Below are 13,877 nucleotides of genomic sequence, written 5' to 3' on the forward strand. Positions count from 1 at the left end.
GACTTTTTTAGAATTTTTTAAACTTATGACGGTATAGAATCCTGAATATTTTTTACAAAAATATAACTTAAAATAAAAACCTTTGTATAAATATCCCATTGTAAATGGACAACCCACGTACAAAATTACGTTAGTATTAATCATTAAAGTCACATTATTTAATGTGTTATGACGATTTTAGAAGATGTTAATGAATATGTTCTAGATGAACGTTTGGTGTCAATATTTAGTCTATCGCCAATTTTATTTATAATATCAACACGCTACCTATGATTTAGGGTATGGCATTTTTTATGTATATTTATTACCGTGGTTGAAAAATTGAAGATTAAAAAGTAAGTAATTTCTAAAGATTAATGACGTAAAATGACCACATAACCAAATAAAAAAGAGAAATCATATTTGGTTTCTCTTTTTTATTAATATGCTAAAAATACCGTTTACTTTATAATAAATAACGTTTTTTTAATTGTAGCTAAATAATTAAACTCTTAGTGTTCAGTATCAATTTCATCAAAACTTTTTACTAGTTCATCAATGGCTTTCATCTGTTTTAAGAAAGGTTCCAATTTTGCTAGTGGTAATGCTGACGGTCCATCACATTTTGCATGACTTGGATCTGGGTGGGATTCTAAAAATAACCCAGCAATACCAACAGCCATGCCCGAGCGTGCAAGTTCAGTTACTTGGCCACGACGTCCACCTGATGCTGCTCCCATAGGATCACGGCATTGAAGAGCGTGAGTAACATCAAAAATAACTGGTGACCCTTTGCTTGCTTTTTTCATAATGTTAAAACCAAGCATATCAACCACTAAGTTGTCATAACCAAAACAGCTACCACGATCACAAAGGATGATTTGATTGTTACCAGCCTCTTCAAATTTTTCAACAATATTACCCATCTGCCCTGGACTAACAAATTGTGGTTTTTTGACATTAATTACTGCGCCTGTTTTAGCCATTGCAACAACTAAATCAGTTTGTCTTGCTAAAAAGGCAGGTAATTGGATTACATCAACCACATCAGCAACGGGTTGACATTGTGCTTCAGTATGTACATCAGTAATAATTTTAACGCCAAATTGTTGTTTAAGCTCTTGGAATATTTTTAGCCCTTCTTCTAATCCTGGTCCACGATAGGAATGAATTGATGAGCGATTTGCTTTATCAAAAGAGGCTTTAAAAATATAAGGAATATCTAGTTTATTGGTAACGGTGACATAATGTTCACAGATTTTCATCGCCAAATCACGAGATTCAAGCACATTCATACCACCAAATAGTACAAAGGGTAGATCATTAGCGACAGTAATGTCACCAATGTTTACTTTTTTTTGCTGCATCATAAAATTTTCCTAGTTAAGGTTTAAACCAGCGACCAAGGGTAACTCTATCATTACCACTGTAGTCGGTGAAGGTTTCTACTAATTGAAATCCGTGTTGTTTAAAAACAGTTTGCACTGCCTCGCCTTGTTTCCAACCATGTTCTATTAGTAACCACCCATATTGGTTTAAGTGCTTAGTTGCACCTTGTACAATTAGTTTAATATCAGCTAAACCATCATCTTCAGAAACTAATGCGCTTCTTGGTTCGTAGCGTACATCGCCTTGGGATAAGTGGATGTCTGTTGGCTCAATATAAGGAGGATTACTGACAATCATTGAAAACTTTCTATTCTTTATTGGTTTGTACCAATCACCTTGTAAAAAATAAACATTATTCACCCCAATTTGAGCAGCATTTTTTTGAGCTAAGATTAGGGCATCTTTATTTTTTTCAATTGCGGTAAATAAACAGTCTTGACGTTCGGTTGCCATTGCAATAACTATCGCGCCTGTTCCCGTGCCAAGATCCAATACTTCACAAGGCACTTTAGGAAGGTACTCTAAACCTAATTCAACTAATTTTTCGGTATCCGGTCTAGGTATTAAAGTGGCGTTAGAAACATTAAACTTTAAAGACCAAAACTCTTTTTCGCCAGTTATATAAGCGATAGGCTCACCATTTTTCCTGCGTTCTAAACATTCAGATAAAGCAATCAATTCATCATCAGTTAGCAATGTTTCACTGAACGCCATTAAAAATGTCCGCGTTTTTTGCGTAACAAAACTCAGTAAAATTTCAGCATCTCGCTTTGGGCTTTCACTATCTGTTAAGGTTTGAGATGCACTTTTAAGCCATTGTAAGTATGTCATTCATCTTGTTCCGATAAAGCTGCTAGTTGATCTGCTTGATATTCCTGCACAATCGGATCGATTAGCATCTCTAATTTTCCTTCCATGACTTCGTCTAAACGGTAAAGCGTTAAATTAATTCGATGATCGGTTACTCGACCTTGTGGATAATTATATGTTCTGATTCTATCTGAACGATCGCCTGAACCTAATAGATTTCGACGTGTTGAAGCCTCTTCTTGTTGGCGCTTACGTAGTTCCGCATCTTGAATTCTTGCAGCTAAAACTGACATTGCTTTGGCTCTGTTTTTATGTTGCGATCGCTCATCTTGACATTCAACAACGATGCCTGTAGGAATATGGGTAATACGAATAGCAGAATCTGTTGTATTAACATGCTGACCACCTGCGCCAGATGAACGATAGGTATCAATTTTTAAATCAGCTGGGTTGATTTCAGGCATTTCTGCTTCAGGGACTTCCGGTAAAACAGCAACGGTACAAGCAGATGTATGAATACGACCTTGAGATTCTGTTTCTGGCACACGTTGGACTCGGTGTCCACCAGATTCAAATTTTAAATTACCATAAACACCATCCCCACTAACTAACATAATAACTTCTTTATAGCCACCATGTTCACCATCATTTGCACTCATAATCTCAACACGCCAATTCCGTGATTCGGCAAATCTTGTATACATTCGAGCTAAGTCGCCAGCAAAAATAGCCGCTTCATCACCACCAGTTCCTGCTCTAACTTCGATAAAACAATTATAATCATCATTAGGATCTTTAGGTAATAGTAAAACTTGTAGTTGCTTTTCTTGTTCTTCAACTCGACTTAATGCTTCGTTTAACTCCTCTTGTGCCATTTCACTCATTTCAGGATCAGATAGCATCATTTTAGCTGTCTCAATATCCTCTTGTGTTTGCTTCCAATCAGAAAAACACTTAACCACCCCTGTTAATTGCGAATATTCTTTAGATAAAGTGCGAAAGCGATTTTGATCCGCAATAACCGAAGCATCAGACAATAATGCTTGAACTTCTTCATAACGCTCTTGTAGCATTTCTAATTTGTTGATAATTGAAGATTTCATAGAAATATATTTTAGATGATATAAATTAATTAAATTTGCGGAGCATTATATACTTAATCACTTTTAAAATACAGTTTGAGCTAGTTATCGGGCTTATATCGCATCATTACATCAACAATATATAGCAAATCGATTGAATAAATGAAATATTATATGTAAATAGCCAATATATTAGAAACTTAATATTAGGTTATTTGTTGCTCTATCATTTTTTCACATTTAAATTCTATTTTGTTCATAAAAAATTTTCTACTTGTGAGTGTATTTTTTAGAAAGAGTTAAAAGATAGTTGATTATTATTTTAAACTTAACACTAACTTTTTTTGACCATGAGATATTCGCTTATGATTTTTATTTATATCAGTAAATTTTTTCCAATTTTTAGCCACTATCAACAACCATACTTTTTAGCAAAAAATAGATAAAAACATTTCTAGACAATAATTTACATTTTTACAATAATAAAAATATCACAATAAATTGCGCTGTAGTTAATCACCAATGACAATACTTTTTTGTAGAAGCTAATTTAAAATAAGGGAAGTTAGCATTAGTACAGATAATATCGCAGAGAAAATAAAACAATGGGAATCATAGATAACATAACGAAAACGCTCCAAGAAGATCTATCAGGCGAAATAAAGCAAGGGAGTAAATTAGCAATCGTTGCCGCATGCTTTTCATTTTTTGCTTTTGAAAAACTCAAAAAAGAGTTGAAAAATATAGATGAACTCCGTTTCATCTTTACTTCGCCAACATTTATAACCGAGCAAACCCCAAAAGCACAAAGAGAATTCTACATACCACGCCTTAATCGAGAACGTAGCCTTTATGGTACCGAATTTGAAATTAAACTTCGTAACGAATTAACACAAAAAGCGATTGCTAAAGAATGTGCTGATTGGATTAGACAAAAAGTTACATTTAAATCCAACATCACTAATGAAAATATGGCTGGATTCATACATGTAGATGATAATGCTTATATACCAATCAATGGATTTACAACTATTGATCTAGGTTGTGAACGAGGAAACAATGCTTACAATATAGTACAAAAAATTTCTTCCCCTGATTCAATTAAATTTCTTTCCATTTTTAATGAACTTTGGCAAGATAAAAATAAACTTCAGGATGTAACAAATGTTGTTATCGACAATATTGCTAGTGCCTACAATGAAAATTCACCTGAGTTTATCTATTTTGTTATCCTCTATAATATTTTTAATGAATTTCTTGAAGACATCTCAGAAGATGTATTGCCCAACGAAGCTACTGGATTTAAAAATAGCAAAATCTGGAATATGCTATTCAACTATCAAAAAGATGCGGCTTTAGCAATCATCAATAAACTTGAAAAATATAATGGCTGTATTTTAGCTGACAGTGTTGGGCTGGGTAAAACATTTACTGCTTTATCAGTCATTAAATATTATGAAAACCGAAATAAGTCTGTGCTTGTTTTATGCCCCAAAAAACTAAACAATAACTGGAACACCTATAAAGCAAATTATATTAATAATCCCATCGCTGAAGATCGATTACGATATGATGTGCTTTTCCATACTGATCTTAATCGCTCTTGTGGTCAATCAAATGGTATAGATTTAGATCGAATTCATTGGAATAATTACGACCTTGTAGTGATTGATGAATCACATAACTTCCGTAATGGTGGCAAATTATCAGGCAAAGATAACGAAAAAGAAAATCGATATTTAAAATTACTTAATCAAGTGATTCGAAAAGGGGTCAAAACTAAAGTATTGATGCTTTCCGCAACCCCTGTTAACAATCGCTTTAATGATTTAAAAAATCAATTAGCTCTTGCTTACGAAGGCAAAACCAGTCATATTGATGAAAATCTCAATACTCGCCGTTCATTGGATGAGATTTTTAAAAATGCACAAAAAGCATTTAATATTTGGAGTAAACAAGACACAACTGAAAGAACGACAGAAAACCTACTAAGAATGTTGGATTTTGACTTTTTTGAAGTTTTGGACTCTGTTACAATTGCACGCTCACGCAAACACATTCAAAAATATTACGATACCACCGATATAGGTACTTTTCCAACTAGACTCAAACCTATTTCAGTAAGGCCTAAACTAACAGATTTAGCTAATGCGATAAGTTATAACGAAATTTTCGAACAACTCATGCTACTAAATCTATCAATTTATACCCCTACCCACTTTATCTTACCAAGCAAAATGGATAAGTATGCTGAAATATATGAGGACAACAAAATCAATATTGGATTTACCCAAGCTAATCGAGAACAAGGGATTCGTCGTTTAATGGCAATCAACTTGATGAAACGACTGGAAAGCTCTGTATTCTCATTTAATCATACATTAGAACGTATAAAGAACTTTATTCAACAAACTATAGCTACTATTGAATCTTATAATCAAAGTGTAAAAAAAGAAATTGAGCTTACCGATATTACTAATTTCAATGATCTTGATGAAGATGAACAAAATAATGATCAGTTATTTACATTTGGTAAAAAAGTGAAAATTTCTTTATCTGATATGGATTATCTTTCATGGAAACACTATCTCACTAAAGATTATGAAATCTTATCATTATTAACTCATATGATAAGTGACATCACAGCAAAACATGATATTAAATTACAAAATTTACTTACTATTATTAAAAATAAGCAACTAAACCCCATTAATAACAATAATAAAAAAGTGATTATATTTACCGCTTTTACCGATACAGCAAGTTATTTGTTTGATCACGTTAGCCAGTATGTACAAAATAACTTTTCCCTACATACCGCAATGATAACAGGTTCGGTTGACGGAAGATCTACTGTACCTAAATTGCATTGTGACTTAAACACTGTTTTAACCTGCTTTTCACCCAAATCAAAAGATAAACACTTGTTAATGCCGAATAACACTCATGAGATTGATATATTAATTGCAACCGATTGCATCTCTGAAGGGCAAAACTTACAAGATTGTGATTATTTAATTAATTACGATATACATTGGAATCCGGTACGAATTATTCAGCGGTTTGGACGTATTGATCGCATAGGCAGCAAAAATCAGTCGATTCAGCTAGTTAACTTTTGGCCTGATGTTACTTTAGATGAATATATTGATCTAAAAGCTAAGGTAGAAACTCGCATGAAAATTGTCGACATGACAGCAACAGGTGATGACAATATTTTAAGTGAAGAAGAAAAATCCGATTTAGCCTATCGTAAAGCACAGCTCAAACGCTTACAAGACGAAGTGGTTGATATTGAAGATATCACTAACAGTATATCAATTATGGATTTAGGTTTAAATGAATTTAGACTTGATTTGCTAGAGTACATCAAAAACCATCCTGAGCTTGATAAAACACCGTATGGATTACATGCCGTTGTGCCAGCTTCACCAGATATGCCCGCAGGTGTTATTTATATATTAAAAAATCGGGCAAACAGCATTAATATTAATAATCAAAATCGACTTCATCCGTTTTACATGGTGTATGTAGCTAATAATGGCGAAGTTATTTGTGATCATTTATCACCAAAACAATTACTTGATAAAATACGCTTACTTTGCAAAGGCAAAACAGAACCCATTGCAAAATTGTATCAGCAATTTAACAAAATCACAGCCGATGGCAGTAATATGACTCATTTTTCACAACGACTTGGTGACGCCATAAACTCCATTATTGAAGTAAAAAAACACAGTGATATTGATAATTTTTTAAGCGGTAACTCAGTTAGTTTTGTTACCGATAGTATAAAAGGTCTAGATGACTTTGAATTAATCTGTTTTTTAGTTGTCAGTGAATCAGAAAATAAGGTAGCATAATGCTTGGTTTGCCCAAAACGACAGAAATAAATCACCAGTTAGCTAAAAAAACAATCTATGCAAAGTTTCAACTGAACAATGCTACGAAAGAAAAAGTCGATGCGGATATAGCCAAAATTACCCTTGTTAACGAGGTTTCGGCAACGAAAATAAATCTCGCGGCAGGAAACAACATCAATGCTTTTTTTGTGGCATTGGTACAACTAAAAAAAATCAATTTTAATGAAACAAGCCTTGTTTTATTATCCAAACTAATACCGCAAAATATACTATTTATTTTGCAATATGCTAAGCAGGCTAAATTGGCCGTTTTTCAACATAAATTGATACAAAGTGATTGGCAAGCTAAAGAAGAATTACACATTGAATTAAAAGGATTAAACCTTGATAATGTCTGGCAAAACATCATTCAACAAGTCGGCAAATTCAATATTGAGCAAGGCAATAGCCTTGAACAGCAGATTATCATTGCCGATAAAAGACAAAAACTGATTTTAAATATTGCTCGCCTTGAAAAGCAAGCAAGAAAAGAGCTACAGCCTAAAAAAGTATTTGAATTGGTGCAAAAAATTAACCAATTGAAACAAGAGTTAAAGGATTCTTAAATGGATAAATTAAAGATGCATTCACTCAATAAAGTGGATGAAAATATCAAAAAAATTGGCGCACAATTCCCGAACTGTATTACTGAACGCAAAAACCAACAAGGTGAAGTGGAATACGCCATCGACTTTGATATGCTCAAACAAGAACTTTCATCAGTGATTGTTGAAGGCCGAGAAGAACGTTATCAATTTACTTGGCCAGATAAAAAGAAATCAATTCTACTTGCCAATGCCCCCATAGCCAAAACCTTACGACCTTGTCGTGAAGAAAGTGTTGATTTTGATGATACCGAAAATTTATATATTGAAGGCGATAATCTTGAAGTACTAAAACTATTGCAGGAAACTTATCTCGATAAAGTTGATTTAATATTTATTGATCCCCCTTACAATACTGGACATGATTTTATGTATTTGGATAATTTCATCCAAAGCTATGCTGAATATATAGGTCATAGCAATCAATATGATCTAAATGGGAATAGATTAATCCAAAATATAGAAAGTAATGGTCGTTTTCATACCGATTGGTTAAACATGATGTATCCAAGATTAAAAATTGCTAAAGATATTTTAAAAAAAAATGGGATCATTTTTATCACTCTTGATGATAACGAAAATTACAATGCTAGGAAATTATGTAATGAAATTTTTGGGGAAAAAAATTTTATCGCAGAATTTATATGGGAGAAGAAAAAGAAACCGTCATTTTTACATAGAAACGTTGGAAAAATTTTTGACTACGTGCTTTGTTATGCTAAACAATCCGAGCTAACCGTACCATTTTCAATTGAAAAAACAACAGAGGGAAAAAAATACCCTATAAACAATGCAGGAAATAATCGTTCAACCATAACTTTACCTCCATTCTCGGTTGATTTTTCAATTAAAGAACAAATTTTTGAACCTCAAGATATGTCTGAAGGAAATATTATTACTAAATTATTAAATAGGGTAATTGTTGAAAATTATAAAAATATAACCGAGATAATTTTGGAGGGTGAGTGGCGCTATTCACAAAGCAAAATCGATGAAATTGTACAAAATCAAGAAAAAATCGTTATTAGTAAAGCCCCTTTTAGGCCCAATCATATAAAATTAGGTGGTGAAATAAAAAAAATGAAAAATGTTTTATCTCCTAATTCTTATTCATGTGAAACCAATGAAGATGGTTTAGCTCAAATTAGACATTTATTTGGTGGAGATATATTTGATACTCCGAAACCTGAAAAATTAATTCAAATTTTATTACAAGCAACTTTATATAAACAAGAATCTCCTATTATCATGGACTTCTTCTCTGGTTCGGCAACAACCGCTGCTGCGGTAATGGATTATAATGTAAAACAAAATAAGTCAGCTAGATATATATTGGTACAGATGCCCGAAGATATTTCGGAAAGAAACAATAAATTTGCTGTTGAGTTTTTACAAAAACAAAAGAAAGCGACTAATATCTGTGAAATTGGTAAAGAGCGCATTCGCCGGGCAGGCAATAAAATTGCTCAAGAAAATCCACAGGCTAAATTTGATAAAGGCTTTCGCGTTTTAAAATGTGATAGCAGTAATATGAAAGAGGTTTATTACAACCCTGCTGAGTATAATACCGATCTTCTTGATGTGCTGATTGACAATATCAAAGCCGATAGAACGGCAGAAGATTTATTGTTCCAAGTTATGCTGGATTTGGGTGTATTACTTTCCAGTGATATTAAGCAAACCTCCATTGCCGGTAAAACAGTGTTTAACGTAGCGGATAACTTTTTAATGGCTTGTTTTGATACAGACATTAATGAAGAGGTCATCACGGCTATTGCCAAACAAAAACCTTACTATTTTGTTATGCGTGATAGCTCAATGGAAAATGATAGTGTTGCCACCAATTTTGAACAAATTTTCAACACCTACAGCCCTGAAACCAAGAGGAAGGTGTTGTAATGAAATTTAATTTTAAAATTCAGCAATATCAAACCGATGCAGTAAATGCAGTAGTTCAAGTTTTTAACGGGCAAGGTTATCAAAATAGCCTGCGTTATGTGCGTGATTTAGGCAATACACCTACTCAGGCAGAAATGAGTTATGACACTGATTCAAGGTATACATCAGATGACAGCGCAATCGATATTGGTTTTAAAAATGAAATTATTTCGTTAACCGATAACGAGTTACTTGCTAACATAAAAAAAATACAAAATCTAAACAATATCAAACAGTCCACTGAATTAATTAAAAACTTAGGTCGGTGTAGTCTTGATATCGAAATGGAAACGGGTACTGGTAAAACTTATGTTTACCTCAAAACCATGTTTGAAGTGAACAAGCATTATGGCTGGAGCAAGTTTATTGTTGTGGTACCCTCTATTGCCATTCGAGAGGGAGTAAAAAAAACCTTTGAAATAACCACAGACCATTTTATGGAGCATTATAGTCAAAAAGCTCGTTTTTTTGTCTATGACAGTAAAAATTTAAACTTATTAGATAGTTTTGCTGCCAATTCGGGCATTAATGTTATGATCATTAACACCCAAGCTTTTGCGTCCTCGCTAAAAGAAGACGGCAAAAATAAAGAAGCACGAATTATTTACTCAAAACGCGATGAGTTTGCCTCGCGCCGGCCGATTGATGTTATAGCCGCTAATAATCCCATTATTATTTTGGATGAGCCTCAAAAAATGGGTGGTGAAGTCACGCAAAAAGCCTTAAAAAATTTTAATCCATTATTTTCATTAAATTATTCTGCTACCCATAAAAAACAGAATAATCTAATTTATGTACTTGATGCACTTGATGCATACAATAAACGGCTAGTTAAAAAAATTGAAGTAAAGGGTTTTGAAGTTAAAAATCTAAGAGGTACTGATAGCTACTTGTATCTTGAACAAATCGTCTTATCCAGTAAAAAACCACCACTGGCAAATATTGAGCTAGAAATAAATCATAAGAATGGTATCAAACGTGAAATTCGCCATTTTACTGAGGGTGATAATCTTTATTCTGTTTCAAAACAGATGCAGCAATACAAGGGATATACGGTATCTGAGATCAATCCTTTGACTGGAATAGTCACTTTTACCAATGGTGTTTCAATTAAAATCGGTGAAGTGATAGGTGATATTTCTGAAGAAAATATGCGCCGCATTCAAATTAGAGAAACCATATTATCTCACTTTGACAAAGAAGAAAAATTGTTCAATATGGGCGTTAAATCACTATCATTATTTTTTATTGATGAAGTAGCTAAATACCGCCAATATGATGAAAACAATAACGAAATATTGGGCGAATATGGTCAAATCTTTGAACAAGAATACCTAACGATTTTACAACAATACTTAGACCAATCCAGCAAAACACCCTATCAGCAATATTTAAAAACTAAGTGTAATGATGCAAGCCAAGTACATAAAGGCTACTTTAGCATTGATAAAAAAACTGGCAAAAGTATTGATAGCCAATTAAAACGAGGTAGCGAGTCTTCAGATGATATTTCAGCTTACGACCTGATTCTTAAAAATAAAGAACAACTGTTAAGCTTTGATGAGCCCACTCGATTTATCTTTTCGCACTCAGCACTACGTGAAGGTTGGGATAATCCCAATGTTTTCCAGATTTGTACACTAAAACACTCCGATAACCAAACAGCTAAACGACAAGAAGTCGGCCGTGGTCTTCGTTTATGTGTCAATCAAGATGGTAATCGTATGGATATTGAAAGCTGCGGCGAACAAGTCCACGATATCAACATGTTAACCGTTATCGCCAGTGAAAGTTATAGAAACTTTGTTAATGATCTTCAAGCCGACATAAAAACAGTCATTTATGATCGACCAACTGTCGCCACCAGTGAGTACTTTTTTGGTAAATATGTAGAAGTTAATGGTGTATCGACCATTATCGATAAGGCAGTAGCTGATAAAATTGAATTTTATTTAATTAGTCATAGCTATGTTGATATCGAGCGTAAAATAACCGATAAATACCGCAACGATGTTGTAATGAACTCAGTGGCACCATTACCAGATGAATTACAACCAATGGGTGACGGAATTCATCGCCTAATTCAGACTATTTATAATGATAGCGAGTTAGACGCCATGTTTACCGATGGTCATGAAACAAAGATTAAAGATAATCCACTTAATGAGAATTTTGATAAAGCAGAATTCCAAGCATTATGGCAGCAAATTAATCAGCAATATGCTTATACTGTTAACTTTAATAGCGATGAATTAATCAATAAAGCAATTGCTCATATCAACGATAAGTTATTTGTCTCGCAGCTACAATACATTACGGCTGTCGGTCAACTTAAAGATCAAATAACAACACAAAGTATCTATCAAAATGATGCGTTTAAAACTCAAGAAACAAAGACTACCACTTTGGAACATGCTTATTTTAAACCAATAAAATATGATCTGATTGGTCAGATTGCGCAAGAAACCACATTAACCCGCAAAACAGTAGTGGCCATATTAAAGGGGTTAGATTCAAAAAAACTAGATATGTTCAAGGATAATCCAGAAGAATTTATTGCTAAAATTATTAAATTAATTAAAGAACAAAAAGCAACTACGATTATAGAACATATTACGTACAATAAAACTTCGGGCAAATATGACAGTACAATTTTCACTCAGGAAAAAAGTTTGCAAAATTACGATAAAGCGTTTTTAGCGAAAAAAGCCATTCAAGATTATGTATTTACCGATGGCTTAGCCGAAAAAAGTATTGAAAGAAGATTTGTTGAGGATCTTGATACAGCAGAAGAAGTGTGCGTATATGCAAAATTACCGAAAGGCTTTCATATTCCAACACCCGTTGGTAATTATTCACCCGATTGGGCAATTGCTTTTCATGTTGGGAAAGTAAAGCATATCTTTTTTATTGCTGAAACAAAAGGTACGATGGATAGTTTAAATTTAAGGCCAATTGAACAAGCAAAAATTTCGTGTGCGAAAAAGCTTTTTAACGAACTTTCGACTAGTAAGGTACGCTATCATGATGTTGATAGTTATCAAAGCCTGATGAATATAATGAATTCATTATAAAATTACTTTCATTTAAAAATTTAGTTATAGATAATTTATTTATTTTTTACTGAAACGTATAGTTACCTGAAAGGTTTTGACAAAAATTATCTTATAAAAAAATAAAAATGCCGTTAGTTTAAGCTAACGGCATTTTATTAAGTAAATAAGGATGCAACAAGGAAAGGTGTGTTCAAATATTAAATTTTGATCAGCAAAAACATTCAGTTTTAACATATCAAATTCTGTTACCAACATCCAAATATTGTTTAATACTTTGTGAATCAAAATTCCAAGCTATTTAATCAAAGGCAGAAAGATAGAACCGTGTTTTATGAATTTTATTTAGAATAATTTCTATTACCAATACTTACTGAGTATTATTAGGCTGTCAACAATCAATAATAAATAGGTTTATGTTAGTATTTCTTCTATCAATTAATCATATTCAATTTTATATCTGCCTATAACATCAAAAATATGATCATAAGTACTAAGAATTATACGTTGCTTGCCTTTTTTATGAACTTCATCTACTAAATCAAAACTAGATTTTGAATATTTTTCATAAGGGTATTCATCTATTAGATAAATAGATAAGCTATCAATATCACTAAAAATAAATGTAACTTTAACTTCTGGAACATTTAAGATTTTTGGCTTACAGCCTGCTAGTGATAATGATGTATTGACCATCAAAGTGAATGGTATACATTCTAATTTAACGTCAGATAATATCAATGCATTTCGTGCATAAATAATGCCGTATTTTGTTTGTATTTCCTGTGTGTTCATATTAACCTCATTTTTTCAATTTATTTTGATTGGTATCGTTTTTTTGAAAAATCTCTTAATATACTTACAGACAAATTTATCTTAGATAAATCATCTAAATCATCTGAATAAAATCCTAAGTATTGTAATCTTTTTAATAATATAAAGACACCTGTTAATAACCAATACTAGGGTATTGACGTTTACCAAAGTTATCAAAGATATATAACTTATTTATCTCTCGTTTTCATTAAGATCAACACTTAGTTATTTGATTCATTTTTTACTGAAACGTATAGTTACCTGAAACTTTTTGACAAAAATTATCTTATAAAAAATAAAAAT

General features: G+C 32.6%; 8 protein-coding genes. 4 read left to right on the plus strand and 4 right to left on the minus strand.

Translation table 11 applies throughout. From position 1 onward, the window contains the following. Window positions 1–491: 491 nt before the first annotated feature. The 3 genes from kdsA to prfA are packed head-to-tail and all read right to left on the minus strand — an operon-like array spanning window position 492 to window position 3,281. Window positions 492–1,346 (minus strand): 3-deoxy-8-phosphooctulonate synthase, encoded by an 855-nt coding sequence (gene kdsA / locus A9G38_RS10330; RefSeq protein ID WP_034909929.1) that lies wholly within the window; start codon window positions 1,344–1,346, stop codon window positions 492–494. 16 nt (window positions 1,347–1,362) lie between these two features. After that, the gene (gene prmC, locus A9G38_RS10335; RefSeq protein ID WP_034909809.1) at window positions 1,363–2,199 is read right to left on the minus strand and encodes a peptide chain release factor N(5)-glutamine methyltransferase; all 837 of its coding nucleotides are present in this window, start codon (window positions 2,197–2,199) and stop codon (window positions 1,363–1,365) included. Then, window positions 2,196–3,281 carry a peptide chain release factor 1 gene (gene prfA, locus A9G38_RS10340; RefSeq protein WP_034909811.1) on the minus strand — a complete coding sequence of 362 codons (1,086 nt, stop codon included), beginning with the start codon at window positions 3,279–3,281 and terminating at the stop codon, window positions 2,196–2,198. The genes prmC and prfA overlap by 4 nt, the downstream gene beginning before the upstream one ends. 584 nt (window positions 3,282–3,865) lie before the next feature. Between prfA and A9G38_RS10345 the strand changes: the two genes are divergently transcribed. The 4 genes from A9G38_RS10345 to A9G38_RS10360 are packed head-to-tail and all read left to right on the plus strand — an operon-like array spanning window position 3,866 to window position 12,779. Then, the gene (locus A9G38_RS10345; protein ID WP_034909814.1) at window positions 3,866–7,123 is read left to right on the plus strand and encodes a helicase-related protein; all 3,258 of its coding nucleotides are present in this window, start codon (window positions 3,866–3,868) and stop codon (window positions 7,121–7,123) included. Then, window positions 7,123–7,728, plus strand: a complete 606-nt coding sequence (locus A9G38_RS10350; protein WP_034909817.1) for a DUF4391 domain-containing protein — start codon at window positions 7,123–7,125, stop codon at window positions 7,726–7,728. Before A9G38_RS10345 ends, A9G38_RS10350 begins: the two co-directional genes overlap by 1 nt. Continuing rightward, window positions 7,729–9,666, plus strand: a complete 1,938-nt coding sequence (locus A9G38_RS10355) for a site-specific DNA-methyltransferase (RefSeq protein ID WP_034909818.1) — start codon at window positions 7,729–7,731, stop codon at window positions 9,664–9,666. Continuing rightward, a complete protein-coding gene (locus A9G38_RS10360; protein WP_034909819.1) occupies window positions 9,666–12,779 on the plus strand; it encodes a type III restriction-modification system endonuclease in 3,114 nt (1,037 codons plus the stop codon). The genes A9G38_RS10355 and A9G38_RS10360 overlap by 1 nt, the downstream gene beginning before the upstream one ends. 417 nt (window positions 12,780–13,196) lie before the next feature. On the opposite strand, the gene A9G38_RS10365 is transcribed toward A9G38_RS10360, so the two are convergent. Continuing rightward, window positions 13,197–13,553 (minus strand): hypothetical protein, encoded by a 357-nt coding sequence (locus A9G38_RS10365; protein WP_034909822.1) that lies wholly within the window; start codon window positions 13,551–13,553, stop codon window positions 13,197–13,199. Window positions 13,554–13,877: the final 324 nt, after the last annotated feature.

The sequence above is a fragment of the Gilliamella sp. Imp1-1 genome (genome assembly GCF_001690415.1).
Classification (GTDB): Bacteria; Pseudomonadota; Gammaproteobacteria; order Enterobacterales; family Orbaceae; genus Gilliamella; species Gilliamella bombi.

What these genes read in the sequence shown, in the direction of transcription:
- A9G38_RS10350 (WP_034909817.1), top strand. Translation starts at nt 7,123, where the DNA reads ATGCTTGGTTTGCCCAAAACGACAGAAATAAATCACCAGTTAGCTAAA.
- A9G38_RS10345 (WP_034909814.1), top strand. Translation starts at nt 3,866, where the DNA reads ATGGGAATCATAGATAACATAACGAAAACGCTCCAAGAAGATCTATCA.
- A9G38_RS10360 (WP_034909819.1), top strand. Translation starts at nt 9,666, where the DNA reads ATGAAATTTAATTTTAAAATTCAGCAATATCAAACCGATGCAGTAAAT.
- A9G38_RS10365 (WP_034909822.1), bottom strand. Translation starts at nt 13,553, where the DNA reads ATGAACACACAGGAAATACAAACAAAATACGGCATTATTTATGCACGA.
- kdsA (WP_034909929.1), bottom strand. Translation starts at nt 1,346, where the DNA reads ATGCAGCAAAAAAAAGTAAACATTGGTGACATTACTGTCGCTAATGAT.
- A9G38_RS10355 (WP_034909818.1), top strand. Translation starts at nt 7,729, where the DNA reads ATGGATAAATTAAAGATGCATTCACTCAATAAAGTGGATGAAAATATC.
- prfA (WP_034909811.1), bottom strand. Translation starts at nt 3,281, where the DNA reads ATGAAATCTTCAATTATCAACAAATTAGAAATGCTACAAGAGCGTTAT.
- prmC (WP_034909809.1), bottom strand. Translation starts at nt 2,199, where the DNA reads ATGACATACTTACAATGGCTTAAAAGTGCATCTCAAACCTTAACAGAT.